Genomic DNA, 22,007 nt, shown 5'->3' on the forward strand with positions numbered 1-22,007 from the left:
AGGCATTTGCTGCAGTGCACCATTGCAGTGCGGTGTGACATGTTGCTGTAACGCAACCGTCGCGGGACTTTCATGGCGGCTTTCCACAATGGCGGCACGCAGGCAAACCGAGTGGCACAGGCAGGTCACCGACTGCGTCCAACATGACGAGGAAGGCGGGCATATGGACGTTCTGGACACCCTTCGCAACGCGGCGATCGAGATCGCCAAGCCCCCGCTTTCCGCGCTTCTCCAGCCACCCCAGGCCGCGGACAAACCGCTGCGGCTGGATGTGCGCTGGGCCCGCCATCTCGACGAGGTGCGCCAGGTGCAGCGCCTGCGCCACGCGGTGTTCGCCGCCGAGATGGGCGCCGTGCTGCAGACGCCGCTGGCCGGGCACGACATCGATGCCTTCGACGACTTCTGCGAGCACCTCATGGTCTGCGATGCCGACAAGGGCGTGGTCATCGGCACCTACCGCCTGCTCACTCCCACCCAGGCGCTGCGCGCCGGGGGCCTGTACTCCGACCAGGAATTCGACCTGGGCCCGCTCGCCGCCTGGCGCCCGCGCATGGTGGAGCTGGGCCGCAGCTGCGTGCACGCATCGCACCGCCAGGGCGGCGTGATCCTGGCGCTGTGGGGCGCGCTGGCCGAATTCATGCAGCGCAACCGGCTCGACGCCATGGTCGGCTGCGCCAGCATCCCCATGCAGTACCCGGGGCTGGCCCATGGCGAGGGCCCGGCGCGCGTCTGGCAGCAACTGCGCCAGACCCATCTGGCCGAGCCCGAGCTGCAGGTGCGTCCCCGCGTGGCCCTGCCCGAGGAGCTGGCATCCATCAGCACCAGCGGCATGAGCGTGGAGCCGCCTGCGCTGATCCAGGGCTACCTGCGCACGGGGGCCAAGGTGCTGGGCGCGCCGGCCTGGGACAGCGACTTCAACACGGCCGACCTGCCCATCATGATGCGCATGCAGGACCTGCCTTCGCGCTACCTGCGCCTGTTCACGCGGCGCGGCTGAGGCCGTCGCAGCGTTTTGGGGAAATTGGGAATTTTCGGAAAGAGAGGGCGGAGCCGGCTTCTTGTGCAATGGGCCGGACCGTGATGTGCATCACAGGGCTGTCACAAAGACCGTGCATGATGCTGGATGTGGGCTGAAGCAGACACCCGGACGGAGGCAGGTAACCTGCACCGGACTGACCGGGCCTTGGTCCACGCCAATTGCAGGCCGCAGCCTCTTCGGGGCTGCGGCTTTTTTCATGGGCAATTCCTGAGTTACCGGGCAGTGGGCGGGGCATCGGCCAGAAGGCGCTGGTGTTCGATCTTCACGCAGCGGTCCTGCACGGTCCACAGGCCCGCGGCGCGGGCCAGTTCCAGGGCCTTGTCGTTGACCACGCCCAATTGCAGCCACAGGCAGCGCGCGCCGACGGCAACGGCCTCGGCGGCCAGCGGCGGGATGTCCTCGCTCTTTCGGAAGCAATCGACCATGTCGATGCGCAGGCCCTGTGCGGCCAGCGCGGCCGCAGCGTCGGCCAGGCTGGCATGGACGGGCTCGCCCAGGATGCTTCCGCCTTCGCGTGCCACCACGGGGTTCACGGGAACGATGCGGTAGCCGTGGCGCTGCATGTACTGCGAGGCCTGGTGGCTGGGCCGCTCGGGCTGCGGCGACAGGCCGACCACGGCCAGGGTGCGGCACTGCACGAGGATGTCGCGCAGGCGGGAGTCTGTTGCTGTATCGCTCATGCGCCGCAGTGTACGCAGCGCCTGCCGCTCAGGCGGGCAGGGCTGTCGCGTCCGCAGCATGGCGCCGGCGCAGCACCATCCCCCAGCCCAGCCCCAGCACGGCGGCCGTGGCCGAGGCCAACAGCACGCCCAGCTTGGCGGCATTGAGCAGGGCCTCGCTGTCAAAGGCCAGCGTGGCGATGAAGATGGCCATGGTGAAGCCAATGCCTGCCAGCAGGCCTGCCAGCAGCGTGTCGCCCCAGCCCATGCCCGGCGGCAGCGCGCACAGCCGCAGGCGCACGGCCAGCCAGCAGCTGAGCAGCACGCCCAGCGGCTTGCCCAGCACCAGGGCCAGGGCCACGCCCCACATCACGGCCGAGGTGCCCGCCGCATCGATGCCAGCGGTGCCAGCCCCCTGCAGCGGCACGCCGGCATTGGCCAGCGCAAACAACGGCATCACGCCAAAGGCCACCCAGGGATGCAGGTCCGCCTGCACGCGCTCCACGGGCGCGGCGCTTTCGCGGCCGGCCAGCGCATGCACGGGCGTCACCAGGCCCAGCACCACGCCGGCCAGCGTGGGATGGGCGCCGGTCTGCCAGATGCCCCACCAGAGCACAGCACCCGGCAGCACATAGGCCCAGGCGCGGCGCACGCCCAGCGACTGCAGCAGGAACACGCCGGCCAGGCCGGCGGCGGCCACCAGCAGCTGGTCCCACTGCAGCCCGCCCGAATAGAACAGCGCAATGATGAGCACGGCGACCAGGTCGTCGATGATGGCCAGCGCCAGCAGGAACACGCGCAGCGCGGGCGGCAGGCCCCGGCCCAGCAGGGCCAGCACGCCCATGGCAAAGGCGATGTCGGTGGCCGTGGGCACGGCCCAGCCATTGCGCAGCGGCGGCGCGGCATTGAAGGCCAGGAAGATCAGGGCCGGCGCCACAACGCCGCCCAGCGCGGCCATCACGGGCAGCAGCGCCTGGCGCGGCCGGGCCAGTGCGCCGAAATGCATCTCGCGGCGTATCTCCATGCCGACCACGAGAAAGAACACGCTCATCAGCGCATCATTGACCCAGAAATGCAGGGATTGCGACAGCTGCCACGGGCCCAGGCCCACGCTCAGCGGCGTGTGCCACAGCGCCTCGTAGGAGCCGGCCCAGCCGGAGTTCGCCCAGAGCAGGGCGGCGGCCGCTGCCAGTAGCAGCACGATGCCGCCCGCGGCCTCGGCATGGGACCAGCGGGACAGGAAGGCGCCGACGCGATCGGCGAAAGACAGGAAAAGGGGCGTGCGCGGGCCGGACGGCCGCGGGGTCGTGTAGGTGTTCATGTGCAAAGCAGCAAAGGGGCCTTGCGGCCCCGGTGCGCAGGCGGCCCGACCTGCGCTATCAACACCTGTCCTGCCGCCCCATGCGGTCTGGACACCCAGCCGCCATTATAAAAGAAGCCCCCACGCCCCCTTTTGCTGCGCAAGGTCCGCTGCCCCCCCGAGGGGGCCGCTTTTTGCCTTGGGGCGGCCCGGCGGCAAAAAATCGGCGGCCGGGACTCTTGCGCAAGACCGTGCGGATTCAGGGCCTGGGCGGCTCATTGCGCGAGACGCATTCGGCCAGCAGCCCCAGCGAGGACAGCGCAATCATGAATACCAGGAACACATAGGCCGCCGTAGCCACGCCCAGGCTCATGCTGAAGCCCCATTGCAGCACCGAGCAGGCCATGCCGGTCTGCGGATACATGGCCGTGCATTGCGATGCGGCCGGCATGTGCACGTACCAGGTGATGGCCACCAGCATGGCGCCCGCCACCATGGCGCCATTGCCCCAGGGATGGGTCTGCGGGTGGTAGAGCGCATAGATCAGCGCCACGGGAACGGCCAGGCCCCAGGCGAACATCATCAGCCAGCTGAACACCGGCGAGACCGCCAGGATGGACTGCAGCCATCCCATCTTGGGCAATCCGTTGACGAAGCCCAGCAGGTCCCAGACAAAGGGCAGGACGATCCCCGCCACAGCCAGGCTGGCCAGTCCCAGCGCCAGCAGCAATCCCTTGCCGCGTGAACGATGGTGCACCCCCGAAGGGTGCGAATGGGTGATCAGTGCATGCATGGCCCACCTCCTGTGTCGTGCAGGGCGGGCAGTTGCCGCGCGGGCGGGTCTCCGGAGTCGGGCGGCAGCCGCGGCGCCTAGCGTTCGGATTGCGGTATTCCCCGGATGCATCCAGTCTAGGACGGCGTGCGCTGCAACAAATGTAGGCCTGGGACCTACCCAAAATCGGGGTTTGTCCCAGGAGGGCGTGCCGTCAAAGCGCGGCCAATGCCCCCAGTACCTCGCTCTTCGATAGCAGCTCGCTGAGCACCACCGGCGGCTTGCCCGGCGCATGCAGCACATAGACGGGCACGCCGCTGCGGCCCAGTTGCTGCAGCGCAGCGGTGATGGCTGGGTCGCGCCGCGTCCAGTCGGCGCGCAGCAGGGTCACGCCGTGCTTGTCGAAGGCGTCCAGCACCTCCTCATGGTTGAGCGTGGTGCGCTTGTTGACCTGGCAGGTCACGCACCAGGCGGCCGTGTAGTCCACGAACACGGGCTTGCCCGCCGCCTGCAGCTCGGCTACGCGGGCGGCCGACCAGGGCTGCCAGCGCTCGCCTGCAGCGGACGCCGTGCCCGTGCCCTCCGCCTGGGCAGGCGTGGTGATCAGGGGCGCGGTGGTGGCCAGCAGCGCGCCTGCCAGCACCACGGCCAGCGTGGCCAGCACGGCGCGCGTGCGGCCCTTGAGCGTCAGCGTCCAGACCAGGGCGCTGAAGGCCAGCAGCAGGGCCAGCAGCGCGGTGGCGGCGTCGATGCCGCTCTGGTGCCCCAGCACCCAGACCAGCCAGACCACGGTGGCGAACATGGGAAAGGCCATGGCACGGCGGAAAGTGTCCATCCAGGCGCCAGGGCGTGGCAGCCAGCGCACTACGGCGGGAACGAAGCTGGCCAGCAGATAGGGCAGGGCCATGCCCAGGCCCAGGGCGGCGAACACCGTCAGCGCCTGCAGGGCCGGCATGTCGATGGCAAAGCCCAGCGAGGCGCCCATGAACGGCGCCGTGCAGGGCGAGGCAATGGCCACGGCCAGCACGCCGGACAGAAAGGCATCGGCCACCGGGTGGCGCGCATGCGCCGCAGCCCAACGCCCGGGCAGCATGGAGCCGAACTCGAACAGGCCTGCCAGGTTCAGGCCCAGCAGGGTGAACAGGGCTGCCAGCAGGGCCACGATGGCCGGCGACTGCAGCTGAAAGCCCCAGCCCAGCTGCTCGCCTGCCGCGCGCAGCGCCAGCAGCAGCCCGCCCAGGGCCAGGAAGGACAGGACCACCCCCGCCGTATAGGCCAGCCCGCCCAGGCGCTGGGCGCGGCGGTCCTGTCCATGGCGTGCAAAGCCCAGGATCTTGATGGCCAGCACCGGGAAGACGCAGGGCATGAGGTTGAGGATCAGTCCACCCACCAAGCCACCGAGCAAGGCCATCCACAGGCTGGTGGCGCTGGCGGCAGGCGCAGCGGCCTGGTTGGCCGCCAGGGCAGCGGCCAGTGCGGGCGAGACGCTGGCCATGGCGGCAGCCGTCCAGCGGCCCTCGACCGGGGCCTCGGCGCGCCAGGCCACGGGCTGGCCCTGCTCCAGCGCTGCGGCGCGCTCGGCGGGCGGCAGGGCCAGGACCACGGGCAGCTTGGCCGGAGTGTCGCCGCGCATGTCGGACAGCGGCAGTTCGGCCACCCAGGCTGTGCCGTCCCAATGCTGCTGCCAGTCCTTGCCCAGTTCGGCCGCGTGGTGGAAGGTGTCGGAAGATTCGGGATAGAAGTCCAGCGTGCGGCCCTGCAGGGATTCCGGCAGGCCCTCGATGCGCAGCTGCACGCGCTCGTCGGGCGTCCTGCCTTGTGCGGCAGGCTGGCTGGCCGGCACCACCTTGGCCTGGGCCGGCGCGGACAGTGCCTGGGGCTTGAGCGCCCAGGCCTGGGTGAAGGCCTGACCCTGGCCTGCCGTGCTGCCCTGCACGGGCAGCTGCAGCTGGAAATCGCCTTCCTCGGGAATGCACTCCACGCGGCAGACCAGCCAGTTCGCATGCAGGCGCAGGTCCAGCATGCCGGACGCGGGCGGCTTGAAGTCGGGGGCCACCTGCACGGGCACGGGCAGCAGCACCTGGCCCTCATAGCCGTAGTTGAGCAGCGGGCCCACGCGCAGCGCCTCGGGCACGGGCCACTGGATCTCGCCCGCCGTCAGGCCCGCAGGCAGCTGCCAGTTCAGCTCGGTGGCCAGGCCGGAGTCACCGGCGTTCTTCCAGTAGGTATGCCATTCGGGCTGGTGGGTGATCAGCAGGCCCAGCCACAGTGTCTGGCCAGGCTGTACGCCTTCGGGCGCCTGGGCCACGAGCTCGGCGCGCACGCGCGGCGTGTCCACGGTCGCTGCCGCCCCGCTGCCGGTTTTCAGGCGGATCTGCGCGCCGGCCTGGAAGGCCAGCAGGCTGGAGGCTGCCAGAAGGAAGGCAAGAAGCCAGAAGGCGAGGCGCTGGGGTGCGGTGTGGCGAGGAGGCGTTTGGAGTGGCATGGCGGACTATGGGAGCCCGGGGCGGGATCTTTGGTTCCCCTGGCTACAGGCGGCGATGGTAGCGGCCATGCGCCATGGAATCCTCTGTGCGTTGTTGCAAGACGATTGGCAAAAGATATCGTTGCATAGGCGCTTGGTATTGGACAGGCGATAGGTCCGTTGCCCATCATGGACCGGCCACCCATCCGGGATAGAGCAACACAAGGAGACAAGCCATGCAGGAGACATCTCGCCGCCAATTCCTGGCCGCCGGCGCGGCAGCGGCCGCCGCCTGGGGGCTGCCGCAGCACGCGCGCGCGGCCGCTGCCTATCCCGACAAGTCCGTGCGCGTGATCGTGCCCTTTCCCGCCGGTGGCACCACCGACGTGGTGGCGCGGCTGGCCATGCAAAAGCTCGGGGAGCTGACCGGCCAGTCCTTCGTGGTGGACAACAAGGGCGGTGCCAACGGCGTCATCGGCACGGAACTGGCCGCGCGCGCCACGCCCGACGGCTACACCCTGCTGATGAACACGGCGGGCGCGCAGACCCTGAGCCCGGTGCTCTACAAGACCAGCTACGAGGCGCTGGCCAGCTTCGAGCCCATCAGCCATCTGTGCGACGTGGGCTTCGTCCTCATTGCGCGCAAGGACCTGCCCGTGAACAGCCTGCAGGAGCTGGTTGACATGGCCAAACAGGGCAAGCCGCTGAGCGTGTCCTCGGGCAGCAGCATGATTTCGCTGATCACCGAGCAGTTCAAGAAGGTGATTGGCGCGCCGGGCATCGTCAACGCCCAGTACAAGGGCACGGCGCCGCAGATGCAGGCCGTGGTGGCGGGCGAGGTGGATTTCTCGTTCGACTCCTTCACCTCGGTGGAGATGATCCGCACGGGCAAGGTCAAGGCCCTGGCAGTGCTGCTGCCCCAGCGCGCCGAAGTCTTTCCCCAGGTACCCACCATCAAGGAGGCCGGCGTGGACGGCATGGGCTTCAGCTCCTGGTCGGGCCTGCTCGCGCCCAAGGGCACGCCCCGCGACATCGTGGCCCAGCTCGCGCAGCAGATGGACAAGGTCATGCAGATGCCCGACGTGCTGGCCAAGCTGCGCAGCTACAGCTATGTGCCGCGCCGGGGCACGCCCGAGGAGTTCGCGCGGCTGATCGAATCCGACAACGAGCGCTGGAAGCGCATCGTCAGGGAATCCAACTTCAAGGTCGAATGAGACGCGGGGCGGGGGCTAAGATCATGGCCATGCCAAGCTCCCCGCCTCCACACACGTCCCTCGGTACCTGGCCATCGCGCTGGTGGGCCGAAGTATCGGCGCGCGATTTCGCGCTGGCCCAGGCGGGGCTTGCCGCGGAAACCGTGGCGGTGCTGCCCGTGGCCGCCGTGGAGCAGCATGGGCCGCACCTGCCGCTGTCCGTCGATGCCCGCCTGCTGCAGGGCGTGATCGATGCGGCCCTGCCGCTGCTGCCGGCCGACCTGCCCGTGCTCTTTCTTCCTCCGCAGAACATCGGCTTCAGCGTGGAGCACCAATCGTTTGCCGGCACGCTGACGCTGTCGCCCGCCACGGTGATCGCGCTTTGGACCGAACTGGGCGCCTGCGTGGCGCGGGCCGGCGTGCGCCGGCTGCTGCTGCTCAACGGCCATGGCGGCCAGGTCAGCGTGATGGACATCGTGGCGCGCGAGCTGCGCATGCGCCACGGCCTGCTGGTCTACAGCAGCAGCTGGTTCGGCCTGGTGGACGATGCGGCCAATGCGCAGTTCAGCGCGCATGAGCACCGCTTCGGCATCCATGGCGGCGAGGTGGAGACATCGATGATGCTGCACCTGGCGCCGGAGACCGTGCGCATGGAGCATGCGCGGGACTTTCATTCCACTTCGGAGGATAGGGCGCAGCGGCATGCCTTGCTGGGCAACGGGCGAAGCGCCAAGATGGGCTGGGCCATCGAGGACTACAACGTTTGCGGGGCTGTGGGGAATGCTGCGGGGGCCACGGCCGAGCGGGGGGCTTTGATGGTGGAGGCTTCGGCTCGGGGGCTGGTGCGGTTGTTGTCCGAGATGGTTGCGCTGCCTGCGGATACTGTGGGAAGGGCGCCGGAGCCTCTTTAGTTTTGGGCCTTTTTTGGACCCTGCCGGGTGGTGGTTTTTCGAGGCCGGGTCTCGGCCCGGCGGCCGACTGTCCGCGACCCCTTCGCTGCGCTGCGGGGCCACCTGCGCTGACATACGGGGAGTTGTTGCGGGCCTTCGCTGCGCTCGGCCCTTTTTACTGTTTCGGGATCTTGGCCTGGACGATCACGTCGCCCCAGCGTTTGATTTCCGATTGCAGCAATTGCGCGGTCTGCTCGGGCGTACTGGGTTGGGCCTGGACGTTCATTTCGCGCAGTTTCTGCGTGACTTCGGGGGAGTTCACGGCGGCGGCGATTTCCTTGTTCAGGCGGGCGATGATTTCCGGAGGGGTCTTGGCGGGGGCGGCCAGGGCGTTCCAGGAGGAGGCGACGAACCCCTTGACGCCTGACTCCTGGGCCGTGGGCACGCCGGGCAGCAGGGCCGAGCGCTTGTCGCCGGTGATGGCCAGCAGGTTGACGGCCTTGGAGTTGATCTGGCCCATGATGGGCGTGAGGATTTCCACGGCCGCGTCGATCTGCCTGCCCCGCAGGGCCGTGACCACGGCGGGAGTGCCGTTGAAGGGCACGATCTGGGCGTCGATGCCGGCCGTGGTCTTGAACAGTTCGGCCGCCAGGTGCTGGGTGCTGCCGATGGCGATGCTGCCGATGTTGAGCTTGCCGGGGTGGGCCTTGGCCCAGGCCACCAGCTCGCCCAGGTTCCTGAAGCGCGAGTCGCTTGCGGTGAGCACGCCGATGTCGAAGTAGCCCAGGGTGGAAATCGGCGTGAAGTCCTTGACCATGTCGAAAGGCAGTTGATTGAACAGCCCCACGGTGACGGCGCTGCCGTTGGACATGAGGAACAGCGTGTGTCCGTCAGGTGCGGATTTGGCCACGGTGTCGGCTGCGACGATGCCGCCCGCGCTGGGCTTGTTGTCGATGATGACGGGCTGGCCCAGCTGCGAGGCCAGCTTTTGCGCAACGACGCGCGAGGTGACGTCGGCCACGCCGCCTGCGCCAAAGGGCACGACGATGCGGATGGGCTTGTTCGACAGGGGCTGTGCCTGGCTGGTGATGGCGGCCAGCAGCAGGGCCGCGCAGGCCAGGGCGCTGCGCGTGAAGCGGCGTTTGTTCATGGGTCTTTTGTCTCCTGGCCGGCCAGTGTGGCGCAAAAGCGCAGGCCGGCCCAGATCGCCCGTGTTCTGGCTGCTATGCCCTGGCGCAATAGCCGTGTGGCGGCCTGGCCGGGGCTGGATCAGGCGTGCGTGATCCAGCTGCGGTGCTCGTCCGTGTCCAGGTGGTTGAGCGTGTTGAAGGTCTGCAGCATCAGGCGCTTGGGGCTGGTGGTGAACTCGGTCACGGCGCTGTTGCGGATGCGCATGTTCAGCGCAATGGTGACCTCCGGCGAGGTGCCCAGCACATGGCCCACGGCGGTGGAGATGGGGCCGCCGCTGCTGACCAGCAGCACGTTTTCGTCGGCATGTTCATGCCGCACGCGCTCCAGCACCTGGCGCACGCCGCCGGAGAAGTCGTCCCAGCTGGGCATGCCCTTGGGGCTGATGGTGCCGGCCATCCACTGGGCCAGGGCATCGCACAGCAGCCGGAAGTGGTGGCGGTACAGCTCGGGTGTGTCGGGCTTGGGCAGGGGCGCTGGGTGGATGGCCTGCAGCAGCGCGCCGCTGTCGTATTCATCGAGGCCCGCAAGCGCCTGGGTGCGGTGCTGCTCGGCAGGCAGGCTGCCCAGGCCTTCGGCGATGCCGGCCAGCGTCTGCGCATGGCGGCGCAGCGTGCCCGTGTAGACCGCGTCGAAGCGCAGGCCGCGCTCTCGCCAGTAGGCACCCAATCTTTGCGATTGCGCCTGGCCGCGTTCGCTGAGCTGGTCGTAGTCTTCGGCACCAAACGAGGCCTGGCCATGGCGCACAAGATAGAGGGTTCCCATGGCGCGGATTGTGGCCAGCGCTGGCGCCGGCGTTTGTCCTGCGGGCGACTGGCTGCCGCCTTGGCGACAGATTCCAGCAGCCCGGCAGGCCCTACAACAGCACCTGGCCGCTCACGCACTCCACCACATGGCCGCCTATCCACAGCGCGCCCTGGGCGTCCTCGCTGACATGCACGCGGCCGTCGCGGCCCACGCAGCAGCCCTGGCTGGCGATGTAGGGCGCGCGCAGCAGGCCTTCGCCGCGCAGCCACAGGGCCAGGCTGGCGTTGAGGCTGCCGGTGACGGGGTCTTCGGTGACGCCGACGGGGCTGGCGAAGCCGCGCACTTCCAGGCTGGGGGCGGCATCCGCATCGGCCCCGGCCGGGCGCTGGCCCGTGGCAAAGGCGCGTGCCTCGCGGCTGCTGCGGCCGATCAGTGCCGGTGCATCTTGCGCGCTTTCGTACAGCGCGCAGGCACCCACCTTGGTGTTCAGCGCCTTGAGCCTTGCATGGTCGGGCTCCAGCGCCAGCACCTGATCGGGATGCTCGAAGAGCACGCCCATCCAGCGCGGGCCGTTGTCCAGCCAGGCGGCGCGCAGGATCTGGCCGGGCTCCGCGCCCAGCGCGGCAGCCACCTCGGCCAGCAGGCCCGGCTCCACGACGCCGATGTCGGTGGCCGGTGCCTGGAAGGCCAGGCGTCCGTCCTGGCGCGCAATCGAGATCAGCCCCTTGGCGCATTCCTGCACGATGCGCTGCGCCTGCTGCGGCACGCCGCCCTGCGCCAGCCAGGCGTGGCAGCTGCCCAGCGTGGGATGGCCGGCAAAGGGCAGCTCGCCGCCCGGCGTGAAGATGCGCACGCGGTAGTCGGCGCCTGCGGCGCGGCCGGCCTCGGTGGGCGGCAGCACGAAGGTGGTCTCCGACAGATTGGTCCAGGCCGCGAAGGACTGCATCTGCGCATCGGTCAATCCGGTGGCGTCGAGCACGACGGCCAGCGGATTGCCCAGGTAGGGCCGTGCCGTGAACACGTCCACGGTCATGAAGGGGCGCTGGCGGGAGACGTATGCAGGTGTCATGGCAACGGGCAGATGGAAGGGAGGATGGAAAAGCCGACGGCAAGCCGGACTTTGGTTCGACTGCGTGTCGGCTTCCCTCTGGCCCAAGCAGGTAACTGGCCCAAACACCAGGGACGCCGAGCAAGAGCCGCCTCACGGCGGGGGCGCCTAGCCGAGGGCGTCGTCCCCCTCCCTTGCGAAGCAAGTAGAGAGGGGGAAGCGGCGCTAGCCGCTCAGGGGGTGGTTTACATCGTGGAGCGGATGGCGGCAGCCAGGGCGGCGATGCCCTTGTCGATCTGCTCGGCCGACACGGTCACGTACGACAGGCGCAGCGTGTTGGCCTGGGGCTCGTCCGCGTAGAACGGCGCGCCGGGCACGAAGGCCGTGCCGCGTTCCACGGCGGCGGGCAGCAGCTTTTGCGCATCCATGCCCTTGGGCAGGCGAACCCACAGGAACATGCCGCCCACGGGACGGGTCCACTGCACGTCCAGGCCGGCCATCTCGCGTTCCAGCGCGGCCAGCATGGCGTCGCGCTGGCGCTTGTACATGGCGCGGATGGTGGGCACATGGCGGTCCAGGAAGCCGTCCTTGATGACCTCGGAGACCACGCGCTGGTTGAAGCCGGGCGTGTGCAGGTCGGCCGCCTGCTTGGCCTGCAGCAGCTTGTTGTAGACGGACTTGGGCGCCACCAGGAAGCCGATGCGCAGGCCCGGGGCCAGCACCTTGGAAAACGAGCCCAGGTAGATCACGCCTTCGGGGTTGCGCGCGGCCAGCGGCAGGGCAGGGGGCTGCTCGAACCACAGGTCGCCATAGGGGTTGTCCTCGATCAGCGGGATGTCGAGTTCACGCGCCTTGTCCACCAGGGCCTGGCGGCGTGCCTCGGCCATGGTGCGGCCGGTGGGGTTCTGGAAGTTGGGCAGCACGTAGGCCAGGCGGGCCTTGTCGGCGCCGGTGCCGGCCTTGGCGGCGAAGTCCTCGACGAGGATGCCGTCGTCATCGCTGTCCACGCCCACGGGAATCGGTTCCTGCGGCGCAAAGGCCTGCAGCGCGCCCAGGTAGGTGGGCTTTTCGACCAGCATGCGGCTGCCGCGGTCCAGGAAGACCTTGCCGATCAGGTCCAGCGCCTGCTGCGAGCCCGTGGTGATCAGCACCTGGTCGGGGTCCACTTCCCAGGGCAGGAAGTCGGCCACGGCCTGGCGCAGGGGCGCGAAGCCTTCGCTGGTGGCGTATTGCAGGGCCGCTGCGCCATCGCGCTGCATCACGGTCTGGCAGGCCTGGGTGAACGCGTCCAGCGGGAAGGCCAGCGGCGAGGGCAGGCCGCCCGCCATGCTGATGATGCCGGGACGGTCGGTGAGCTTGAGGATTTCGCGGATGGCGGAGGGGTTCATCTTGGCAGCACGGTCTGCCAGCGTCCAGGTCGTCATAAAAAAAGCAGTTCCAGGTCTTTGCGGTGCCCGCCATGCGGGCGGGCTGGTATGGGTTGCCATGCCGTCGTGGGGCACGGGCCGGCCGCATGTGAAGAGCGCAGTGCGGATGGTGCTTTCGCTCTTGCGCCGGCAATGAGGGTATTTTGTCGCGGCCGTGAAGGGTCTGCGCATCCTCCCTTCAATAGCTGGGCAGGCCAGTACGGCCTTTGCTTGGGTGTGGATGGCAGACCCTCATGCGGCCACCATCCACATCGCCGTCAGCGCCAGCATGGCCGCCATGGCACGGTTGAACCACAGCAGCCTGCGTCCCTGGGCCAGCCAGTGGCGCAGCAGTGCGCCCACGCAGGCATACAGCAGATTGCTGGAGAAGGCATAGGCGGCCATGACGGGCAGCACCACGGACAGGCGCTCGCTCAGGTCGTCGTGCCCCGCCAGCCAGCCGGCCACGATGGCCAGGGCCAGCAGCCAGGCCTTGATGTTCACGAATTGCAATCCCACGCCCTGCCAGAAACCCACCTGCAGCTGCTGCTGCGATTGCAGTGACGCCATCTGTGCGCTGCGGCTCAGGCGCCAGGCCATCCACAGCAGGTAGCCGATGCCGGCGGCCTTGACCAGCCACAGCAGCAGCGGTGCCGCCACGATCGCCGCGCCCACGCCGGCCGTGCTCAGCACCAGCAGCAAGCACCAGCCCACGGGCACGGCCAGGACGAAGCGCAGCGCCGGGCGCAGGCCGTGGTTGGCGGCCAGGGCCGTGGACAGCGTGGTGTTGGGGCCGGGGCTGAAGCTCATGGAAGCGGCGAGCAGCAGCAAGGCGGTGAGTTCGGACGGTGGCATGAGGCGGTGGCCCCGGAGGTCTCCATACAGGCGGCAAGGGGCTGTTGGGGAGGAGGGCACGGCAGGCCTGCTCCGCAGCACGAATGCCTGCAATATAGGTGCAAGACCTGTACAGTACCAATACAGTTGAACCCTCAATTGCATGTTCTGTATCGGCGCCCATCCCGATACAGTGACGTTTTGGTGACCCTCTCATGCCCGTTCCCCTTTCGCGGCTGGCGCCGCAGACCCTGAGCACCCAGCTGGCCGAACGCCTGGGAGAGCGCATCCGCATGCGCCTGCTGCCGGCGGGCGCACGCCTGCCCTCGGTGCGCGAATGCGCGCGCCAGCAGGGCGTGAGCACGCACACGGTGGTGGCCGCCTATGACCTGCTGCAGGCCCAGGGCCTGGTCGAGGCGCGGCCGCAAAGCGGCTTTTTCGTGCGCGATTTCGTGCAGGACGCACCGCTGCTGCAGTCCGAACAGGCCCGCGCCGCGCCTGCGGACGAGGCCACCGGCGCGCCCAAGGGAACGCGCATCAATGCCTCCATGCTGGTGCGCGGCATGTTCCACCAGAGCGTGGGCGGCAGGCCCCAGCCCGGCGCGGGCGTGCTGCCGGCCCAATGGCTGGAGGCAGGCTTTCTGGCCGCTGCCATGCGCAAGGCCTGCTCGGGAAAATCCCTGCACGACTCCTGCGTGGGCTATGGCGACCCGCTGGGCGACATCAGCCTGCGCGAGGCGCTGTCGCGGCGCCTGGCGCGCCTGGGCATTGCGGCGGCGCCGCAGCACATCATCACCACCATGGGCGCAACGCATGGACTGGACGTGGTCAGCCGGGCCCTGCTGCAGCCGGGCGATCCGGTGATGGTGGAGGAGCCCGGCTGGGCCGTGGAGTTCGCGCGCCTGGCATCGCTGGGCATGCGCGTGCTGCCCGTGCCGCGCGGCCCCGACGGGCCGGACCTGGCCGTGATGCAGCGCTACTGCGAAAGCTGCGCGCCCAAGCTCTACGTCAGCGTGAGCGTGCTGCACAACCCCACCGGCTACAGCCTGTCGCCGGCCAGCGCCCACGAGGTGCTGCAGCTGGCGCGGCGATTCGGCTTCTACGTGGTGGAGGACGATACCTATGGCGAGATCGCGCCCGACCACGCCGCACGCATGACCGTGCTGGACCGCCTGGGCCACAGCATCTACGTGAGCGGCTTCGCCAAGCTGCTGGCGCCCAACTGGCGCGTTGGCTATCTGGCGCCGCCGCCTGCGCTGGTGGAGCGCCTGGTGGACACCAAGCTGCTGTCCACGCTGACCACCCCCGCACTGACGGAACGCGCCCTGGCCCACTGCATGGACCAGGGCCAGCTGCGCCGCCATGCCGAGCGCCTGCGCCAGCACCTGGCCCAGGCCCGCATGCGCAGCGTGGCACTGGCCCAGCAGGCCGGAGCCCGCTTCGCGGCCGAGCCGGCCGGCATGTTCGGCTGGGTGGACACCGGCGTGGACACCGAAACCCTGGCCCAGCGCCTGCTGGACGCCGGCTACTTCATCGCCCCCGGCTCCATGTTCCACGCCGGCCGCCAGCCCAGCACCTGCATGCGCATCAACTTCGCCACCACGCAGGAACCCGCCTTCTGGCGCATCTTCGAACGCGAAGTCCAGGCCATGCGCGGCAGCGCATAGAAAAGGGAATGGGAGAGAGGAGAGGGGGAGGGGGCGGAAGGCGGGGAAGACTGTATCGACCCGCAAACATAGATCAGACCAGCAGCGCAAAAAACCCACGAGGCCCAAAGCGAGGGACACCGAGCAAGGGCCGCCCCGCCGCGAGGGTGTCGTCCCCCTCCCCCGCGAAGCGGGTAGAGAGGGGGAAGCCGCGCAGCGGCTCAGGGGGAGCTTTCAGTGCGCCCGCATCTTCGTACGCAGGCGCGCAATTGCCTGGCTGTGCAGCTGGCACACACGCGATTCGGTCACGCCCAGCACGGCGGCGATTTCCTTGAGGTTCATGTCGTGCTCGTAGTACATGCCCATGATGTACTGCTCGCGCTCGGGCAGGGCCTTGATGGCTTCGACCAGGGCCACGCGCAGGCGGTGGTCGCGCAGCAGCGCAAAGGGGTCGGCGCCGCTGTCGGCCACGTGGCGTTCGAGGAAGTCCTCGCCCTCGTCGCCGCCTGACATGTCTTCCAGGTAGACCAGCTGCGTGCCGCGCACCTTGCCCAGCAGCGACTGGTAGTCGTCCAGGTCCATGCCCAGCTCGTCGGCGATCTCGGACTCCAGCGGGGTGCGTCCCAGGCGCTGCTCCAGGCGGTGCAGCGCGTGCTCTATGTCCTTCTGGCTCTTGCGCGAGCTGCGGCTCATCCAGTCGCCCTCGCGCAGTTCATCGAGCATGGCGCCGCGGATGCGCTGGCTGGCGAAGGTCTCGAATTGCACGCCCTGCTCGCTCTCGAAGCGGGACAGGGCTTCGGCCAGGCCGATCATTCCGACCTGTATCAGATCATCAAGCTCCACATTGGGAGGCAGCTTGGCGATCATGTGCAGCGCGATCCGGCGTACCAGGGGTACGTGCCGACGGATCAGTGCATCGCGGTCGAGTTGGCCTTTGGCGGTGTACATGGCAGTCAGTGGCTCCAGGCATGGGATGCAGGCAGCGGTGCGTAGCCGGCGGCCAGGTCCTGGCCGCCATGCGGCAATACGCTGCCCGCATGGTTGAGCAACTGCAGCGCCAGGCGCTGCAGGTCCGGTGCATGGTGCAGGCGCACGGGCAGCAGCCCGGGCGCGTGGCCCAGATGGCGCTGTGCGCAGCGCAGCAGCGCGTCGATCTGTGACTGGCGCCGTTGCGCATCCTCGGCCTGGCTGCGGGCACCGGTCTGTCCGCGGCGCCAATCGTAGCTGGTCACATCCACGGGGTTAGCGCCGGGCAGCAGCGGCGCCAGCAGGCAGCGCAGGCCGGCATGCACGGCCAGCTGCTTGAGCTGGCGGTAGCAGCCCAGCACGCGGGGACCGTGTTCGGGCAGCACCATCAGCGGGTGCACGGCCTGGCCGGGCAGATTGCGGGCCAGCGTGTCGGCATCGGCATACAGCATGACGATGGCATAGCCGCGCACATGGCGCTGCAGCCATTGCATGGGCGTCATGCCGGCTTGCCGTGCCTGCAGGGGCAGCAGCTCCAGGCCCTGGCGGGCAGGCAGCACGGCCACCGAGCTGTGGCGGGGGTCGGGGTGCAGGCCGGTACGGGCCTGCCAGGCGCTTTGCTGCAGCAGCTGGGCCAGGCCAGGCGCGTCGGCCGCCTCGCCCTGGCTGGCATCGAGCACCAGGACGGGCATGCCCAGGCGCTGCAGGCTGGCGCAGACCGGCCACAGCAGGGATTGCTCGGACTGGCCTTCAGGGTCGGCCGCCGTGTCGCGCAGCATGGCCAGCACACGCAGGCTGGACGGTGCTGCGGCGCCGGGCTGGCCGTGCAGGCCCAGGCCCTGGTGCAGTTGGGGGAAGGTCTCAAGCATGGCTGACCTCGCTGTCCATGGTGCTGGGGCTGGACGGGGTGAAGAAGAAGTCCAGGTCCAGCGCCTTGGGATCGAAGGCCGAGCGGGTGGAGGCGCGCATGGAGGCGGAGACCAGCTGCTGCGCATCGGCGCGCTCCCAGTCTTCGGGCACGCGCTGGCCGTTGGTCACGCCGCGCAGCTGCATCTGGTGGCGGATCAGCGTGTCCACCGAGGGGCCCAGCTTCACGGCCTCGTCCACCTTGGTGAGGATGGCCTGGCTGGAGCCGCGTGCCTTGAAGGCCTGCATCACATCGTCCAGCGCATCGCCCTGGCCGGCCGCGTTCACGGCCAGCAGCTTTTGCACGCCGGGCAGGTCCAGCAGGTCCAGGATTTCGTCCTTGCGCGGATCGCGCGGGGCCACGCCCGTGGTGTCGATCAGCACCAGCTGCTTGTTGGCCAGCAGGCCCAGCAGGTCCTGCAGCGCGGCGCGGTCATGGGCCAGGTGGGCGACCATGCCCAGCATGCGGCCGTAGGAGCGCAGCTGGTCGTGGGCGCCGACGCGGTAGGTGTCCAGGGTGATCAGGCCGACGCTGGAGGCGCCGTACTTGGCCGCGCACAGGGCCGCCAGCTTGGCCGTGGTCGTGGTCTTGCCCACGCCGGTGGAGCCCACCAGGGCGAAGACGCCGCCTTGCTCGTACAGCGGCTCCTGGCCGGCGTCGGTGCGCAGATTGCGTTCCAGCACCTGCATCAGCCAGCGCACGGCGTCGCCGGCGGACAGGTCCTGGGGCATGTGCTCGACCAGGGCGCGGGCCAGCACGGGGGAGTAGCCCGCGCGGATCAGCTTGTGCGTGAGATTGGCGTGGATGGGGTTCTGGCGCGTCTGGCCCAGCCAGGTCAGGGTGTTGAAGCGCTCTTCGATCAGGTCGCGCACGGACTGCAGCTCATCGCGCAGCGCCTGGGAGGCCATGGCTGGAGCGGGTTCGCTGCGCAGGGGCTCGCGCAGCGGCGCCTCGGCGCTGGCGCGCAGCGGATTGTGGCGGGCCACGGAAGGCGCGGGCTGTGCCTTGAACGGCTGCTGTGCGGCCATGGGCGCGGCGGCCGGCGCTTCGCGCAGGGCGTCGCCCAGGCTGCGGCGCTGGGCAAAGCTGGGCAGGGGCTCGTCGACGCCGGCCTCGTGACGGCGGCGCAGCATGCGTTCGCGCACGTAGTCCTGGAAGGACAGGGTGCTCATGGCCAGTTGCTCGGTGTCTTCCTGCACGCTCTGGCGCAGGCCGGCGGGCTCGGCACCATCTGCCGACAGCGAGGCTGCCAGCGAAGCCGCCTGTGAGGGCGCCGGCGAAGCCTGCTGTGCCGTGCGCGGCTGCGTATGCGCCTGGATCAGCTGGGCCTGCAGCTGGGGACGCAGGCCCGTGGTCTCCTCGGCCGAGCGGCGTTCGATGGCTTGCTGCAGCGGCGTGCTGCTGGCGGCGGCCTTGCTGTGCTCCAGCGTGTCCTCGGCCGTGGCCATGACCTCGACGCCGTCGGGCGTGCTGCGGTTGGACAGGATCAGGGTGCCCGCTCCGAAAGCCATGCGCGCCTTGGCCAGGGCCTCGCGGGAGGTAGGGGCGTAGAAGCGTTTGATGTTCATGCGGATGCACCTTTAAGAATCGAGCCGATGCGGATGGTGTGCGTCTCGGGGATCTCGCTGTGGGCGAGAACCTGCAGACGCGGCGCCACGCGGCGCACCAGGCGGGCAATGGAGTTGCGGATGGAATCGGGGACCAGCAGGCAGGCAGGCAGGCCCAGCTCTTCTTGCTGGTTGGCCATGTCGGCCGCCTTCTGGGTGAGGATCTCGGCCACGCCGGGATCCAGTGAGGGGGCGCCGGGGTTGGACAGGGCCTGCACCAGCAGGCGCTCGAGTCCGGGCTCGATGGCGATGACGTTCAGCTCGCGGGTCGGGCCGTAGATCTGCTGGACGATGGACGGCGACAGCGCAATGCGCACGCGGCGGGCCAGCTCGACGGGGTCCTGGGTGGTCGAGGAGTGCTCGGCCAGCGTCTCGATGATGGTGCGGATGTCGCGGACGTGCACCGAGTCCTCCAGCAGCAGCTGGAGCACTTTCTGGAACGTCGTGATGGACACCATTTTCGGAATGACTTCTTCGATCAACTTGGGAGCCAGCTTGGCCACATGCTCCACCAACTGCTGCGTCTCGGTACGGCTGATCAGCTTGGCGGCATGCACTTGCATCAAGTGTGACAAATGGGTGGCCATCACGGTTTCCGAATCAACCACGGTAAAGCCTGCCATTTGTGCCGCTTCCTTCTGGCGTTCGTCGATCCAGTGGGCGGGCAGGCCGAAGGCCGGGTCGGTGGTCTGGGTGCCGATCAGCGGGGTGCTGATGCCGCCCGGATTGATGGCCAGGAACATGCCGGGGAAGGCCTCGCCCTCGCCCACCATCACGCCGCGCAGGGTGATGCGGTAGGCGCTGGGCTTGAGCTCCAGGTTGTCGCGCACATGCACGGCCGGGGGCAGAAAGCCCACTTCCTGTGCGAACTTGCGGCGCACGCCCTTGATGCGGGTCAGCAGGTCGCCCTGGCGGCCCTTGTCCACCAGGGTGATCAGGCGGTAGCCCAGCTCCAGGCCCAGCAGGTCCACGGGCTGCAGGTCGTCCCAGGTGGCTTCGCCGTCGCTGGGCGCGGCCACGGGGGCGGGGGCCTGGGTTTGCTGGGCGGCGCGTTCCTGCTGGCGGCGCGAGAGCATCCAGGCCAGCCAGCCCAGCAGTGCGCCCGTGCTCAGGAACACGACGTGGGGCATGCCCGGAATGACACCCAGCAGGCCCAGCACGCCGGCCGTGATGCCCAGCACCTTGGGCGACATGAACAGCTGCTGCGCGATCTGCTGGCCCATGTCGGTTTCCTTGCCCACGCGCGAGATCACCATGGCCGCGGCCACCGAGATCAGCAGGCCGGGGATCTGTGCGACCAGCGCATCGCCCACGGCCAGCAGGATGTAGCTGTCGGCGGCCTGGCCGGCCGACAGGCCGTGCTGGATCATGCCGATGGCGAAGCCGCCGATGATGTTGATCACCAGGATCAGGATGCCGGCGACCGCGTCGCCGCGCACGAACTTGCTGGCACCGTCCATGGAGCCGAAGAAGTTGGCTTCCTCCTGCACCTCGGCGCGGCGGCGCTTGGCTTCCTTTTCGTCGATCAGGCCGGCGTTCAGGTCGGCATCCACGGCCATCTGCTTGCCGGGCATGGCGTCCAGGGTGAAGCGGGCCGAGACTTCGGCGATACGCTCGGCACCCTTGGTGATCACCACGAAGTTGATCACCACCAGGATGGCGAACACGATCAGGCCGACCGCGAAGTTGCCGCCGATCAGGAAGTGGCCGAAGGCCTCGATCACCGCACCGGCCGCTCCGGGGCCGGTGTGGCCTTCCAGCAGCACCACGCGGGTGGAGGCCACGTTCAGCGACAGGCGCATCAGCGTGGTCAGCAGCAGCACCGAGGGGAAGGCCGCAAAGTCCAGCGGCCGGATCATGTAGGCCGCCACCATCATCACCATCAGCGCCACGGCAATGTTCAGCGTGAAGAACGTGTCCAGCAGCCACGGCGGAATCGGCAGCACCATCAGCGCCAGGATGGCCACCACCAGCAGCGGCGCCATCAGGCCCTGGGCGAACCTGGTGTTCTCGCCCGACCACATCGATTGCAGGGATTGGAGCGGATTCGTCGTCATGGAGCAGTACCTTCAGTGGTCGCGGCGGCGGGCGCGCGGCGGCCCTGGTGCGGATCGAGTTCGGCGGGCACGGCGGGTTCGCCGAGATCGCCAGGCATGGGGCCTTCGCCGCGCAGCGCGGCCTTCAGGCGGTAGACATAGGCCAGGACCTGGGCCACGGCCGTGTACAGCGCGGCGGGAATGGCCTGGTCCAGGTCGGCGTGCGCGTACAGGGCGCGCGCCAGCATCGGGGATTCGAGCACCGGTATCTTGTGGGCGCCCGCGACCTCGCGGATCTTCAGCGCCACCAGGTCCGTGCCCTTGGAGATGACCTGCGGGGCGGCCATGGTCTTTTCGTCGTAGCGCAGCGCCACGGCATAGTGCGTGGGGTTGGTGACCACGAAGTCGGCGCGCGGCACGGCGTTGACGCTGGCACGGTCGGCGATCTCGCGCTGCTTCTGGCGGATCTTGCTCTTGATCTGCGGGTTGCCGTCGGACTCCTTGTGCTCCTGCTTGACTTCCTCGTGGCTCATCTTCAGGCGCGACTTGAACAGGTAGGCCTGCAGCGGCACGTCGATCACGGCCATCAGGAACACCACCAGCAGCAGCAGGGCCACGCCGCTGGCCAGCCACTGCCCGGTCATGGTCAGCGCCATGGCCGAAGGCTGGGAGGAGATGGCGGCGATCTCGGCGATGTGGCTGCTCAGGAACTTCCAGGCCACGAAGGAGAGGATGGCCGTCATCGCCACCATCTTGGCCACGGTCACCATCTGCTGCTTGGAAAACAGATTGGTCAGGCCCGACAGCGGGTTGAGGCGGTTGAACTGCGGCTGTATGGGCTTGAGGCTCAGGATCCAGCCGCCGGCCAGCATGCCCGACAGCACGGCCGCGGCCGTGGTCACGGCGGCAACGCCCAGGGAAATCTTCAGGCCCAGGCTGCCCATGGACAGCATGCGCTCCATCATCAGGGCCGGGGTCTTGGCCGTGTGCGCGTCGAACGCCAGTTGCTGGGCCAGCGCCATGCGCAGGTGCTGGATCAGGGGCTCGGCGCCCATCAGCATCATCAGCGCGCCCGTGCCCAGGATGGCCAGGTGGGACAGGTCCCGGGAGCGCGCACCCTGGCCGTCAGAACGCGTTTTCTGCAGTTTGCGTTCGGTGGCTGGCAGGTTTTTGTCTTGGCTGGAGTCCATGGCGCAATGACGGAAGGATTTGCGTCATTGTCGGAACAAGCCGGATGGGCGAAGCCCCGATAAGCAGGGCTCAAGCGGCGCTTATGCGCTGTCTGGGGTGTGGTGCGGCAGGCAG

18 protein-coding genes are annotated in these 22,007 nt (G+C 68.9%); 4 read left to right on the forward strand and 14 right to left on the reverse strand.

Features of this window, described 5'->3' with window-relative positions; all coding sequences use genetic code 11:
• The first annotated feature begins 163 nt into the window (after window positions 1-163).
• A complete protein-coding gene (locus tag ACF8O7_RS13275) occupies window positions 164-997 on the forward strand; it encodes a GNAT family N-acetyltransferase (RefSeq protein WP_016449273.1) in 834 nt (277 codons plus the stop codon).
• A 254-nt stretch (window positions 998-1,251) separates the two neighbouring features.
• On the opposite strand, the gene ACF8O7_RS13280 is transcribed toward ACF8O7_RS13275, so the two are convergent.
• The 4 genes from ACF8O7_RS13280 to ACF8O7_RS13295 form a co-directional block, all read right to left on the reverse strand.
• A complete protein-coding gene (locus ACF8O7_RS13280) occupies window positions 1,252-1,719 on the reverse strand; it encodes a CoA-binding protein (protein WP_016454716.1) in 468 nt (155 codons plus the stop codon).
• A gap of 28 nt (window positions 1,720-1,747) precedes the next feature.
• The gene (gene nhaA / locus ACF8O7_RS13285) at window positions 1,748-3,019 is read right to left on the reverse strand and encodes a Na+/H+ antiporter NhaA (RefSeq protein ID WP_392443501.1); all 1,272 of its coding nucleotides are present in this window, start codon (window positions 3,017-3,019) and stop codon (window positions 1,748-1,750) included.
• Between the two features lie 238 nt (window positions 3,020-3,257).
• Complete coding sequence (locus ACF8O7_RS13290) at window positions 3,258-3,791, reverse strand: hypothetical protein (RefSeq protein ID WP_126313029.1); 534 nt, start codon at window positions 3,789-3,791, stop codon at window positions 3,258-3,260.
• A gap of 193 nt (window positions 3,792-3,984) precedes the next feature.
• Complete coding sequence (locus ACF8O7_RS13295; RefSeq protein WP_392443504.1) at window positions 3,985-6,255, reverse strand: protein-disulfide reductase DsbD family protein; 2,271 nt, start codon at window positions 6,253-6,255, stop codon at window positions 3,985-3,987.
• A gap of 215 nt (window positions 6,256-6,470) precedes the next feature.
• Between ACF8O7_RS13295 and ACF8O7_RS13300 the strand changes: the two genes are divergently transcribed.
• A complete protein-coding gene (locus ACF8O7_RS13300; protein WP_016449278.1) occupies window positions 6,471-7,448 on the forward strand; it encodes a tripartite tricarboxylate transporter substrate binding protein in 978 nt (325 codons plus the stop codon).
• A gap of 29 nt (window positions 7,449-7,477) precedes the next feature.
• Window positions 7,478-8,338 carry a creatininase family protein gene (locus ACF8O7_RS13305; RefSeq protein ID WP_074923353.1) on the forward strand — a complete coding sequence of 287 codons (861 nt, stop codon included), beginning with the start codon at window positions 7,478-7,480 and terminating at the stop codon, window positions 8,336-8,338.
• A gap of 154 nt (window positions 8,339-8,492) precedes the next feature.
• Here ACF8O7_RS13305 and ACF8O7_RS13310 read toward each other — a convergent pair whose 3' ends face one another.
• The 5 genes from ACF8O7_RS13310 to ACF8O7_RS13330 all read right to left on the reverse strand — a co-directional run bounded on the left by ACF8O7_RS13310 (window position 8,493) and on the right by ACF8O7_RS13330 (window position 13,561).
• The gene (locus ACF8O7_RS13310) at window positions 8,493-9,467 is read right to left on the reverse strand and encodes a tripartite tricarboxylate transporter substrate binding protein (RefSeq protein WP_074923344.1); all 975 of its coding nucleotides are present in this window, start codon (window positions 9,465-9,467) and stop codon (window positions 8,493-8,495) included.
• 119 nt (window positions 9,468-9,586) lie between these two features.
• Window positions 9,587-10,270 (reverse strand): histidine phosphatase family protein, encoded by a 684-nt coding sequence (locus ACF8O7_RS13315; protein ID WP_016449281.1) that lies wholly within the window; start codon window positions 10,268-10,270, stop codon window positions 9,587-9,589.
• A 91-nt stretch (window positions 10,271-10,361) separates the two neighbouring features.
• Entirely contained in the window at window positions 10,362-11,321 is a 960-nt protein-coding gene (locus ACF8O7_RS13320; protein WP_074923342.1) for a PhzF family phenazine biosynthesis protein, read from the reverse strand.
• 224 nt (window positions 11,322-11,545) lie between these two features.
• Entirely contained in the window at window positions 11,546-12,724 is a 1,179-nt protein-coding gene (locus ACF8O7_RS13325) for a PLP-dependent aminotransferase family protein (protein ID WP_016449283.1), read from the reverse strand.
• Between the two features lie 234 nt (window positions 12,725-12,958).
• Entirely contained in the window at window positions 12,959-13,561 is a 603-nt protein-coding gene (locus ACF8O7_RS13330; protein WP_016449284.1) for a LysE family translocator, read from the reverse strand.
• 194 nt (window positions 13,562-13,755) lie between these two features.
• Between ACF8O7_RS13330 and ACF8O7_RS13335 the strand changes: the two genes are divergently transcribed.
• The gene (locus tag ACF8O7_RS13335) at window positions 13,756-15,207 is read left to right on the forward strand and encodes a PLP-dependent aminotransferase family protein (RefSeq protein WP_016449285.1); all 1,452 of its coding nucleotides are present in this window, start codon (window positions 13,756-13,758) and stop codon (window positions 15,205-15,207) included.
• A gap of 213 nt (window positions 15,208-15,420) precedes the next feature.
• On the opposite strand, the gene ACF8O7_RS13340 is transcribed toward ACF8O7_RS13335, so the two are convergent.
• From ACF8O7_RS13340 to ACF8O7_RS13360, 5 genes are read right to left on the reverse strand one after another with little or no spacing between them, the layout of a single operon-like run.
• Window positions 15,421-16,134, reverse strand: a complete 714-nt coding sequence (locus tag ACF8O7_RS13340) for an RNA polymerase sigma factor FliA (RefSeq protein ID WP_012202528.1) — start codon at window positions 16,132-16,134, stop codon at window positions 15,421-15,423.
• Between the two features lie 5 nt (window positions 16,135-16,139).
• Window positions 16,140-17,021, reverse strand: a complete 882-nt coding sequence (locus ACF8O7_RS13345; RefSeq protein ID WP_126313032.1) for a hypothetical protein — start codon at window positions 17,019-17,021, stop codon at window positions 16,140-16,142.
• Window positions 17,014-18,627 (reverse strand): flagellar biosynthesis protein FlhF, encoded by a 1,614-nt coding sequence (gene flhF, locus ACF8O7_RS13350; RefSeq protein ID WP_016449287.1) that lies wholly within the window; start codon window positions 18,625-18,627, stop codon window positions 17,014-17,016. The genes ACF8O7_RS13345 and flhF overlap by 8 nt, the downstream gene beginning before the upstream one ends.
• On the reverse strand, window positions 18,624-20,723 hold the full coding sequence (gene flhA / locus ACF8O7_RS13355; RefSeq protein ID WP_016454350.1) for a flagellar biosynthesis protein FlhA: 2,100 nt from the start codon (window positions 20,721-20,723) through the stop codon (window positions 18,624-18,626). Before flhA ends, flhF begins: the two co-directional genes overlap by 4 nt.
• Complete coding sequence (locus ACF8O7_RS13360) at window positions 20,720-21,892, reverse strand: flagellar biosynthesis protein FlhB (protein WP_016449289.1); 1,173 nt, start codon at window positions 21,890-21,892, stop codon at window positions 20,720-20,722. Before ACF8O7_RS13360 ends, flhA begins: the two co-directional genes overlap by 4 nt.
• Window positions 21,893-22,007: the final 115 nt, after the last annotated feature.

Source organism: Delftia sp. WSY_16 (genome assembly GCF_043104415.1).
GTDB lineage: Bacteria > Pseudomonadota > Gammaproteobacteria > Burkholderiales > Burkholderiaceae_C > Comamonas > Comamonas tsuruhatensis.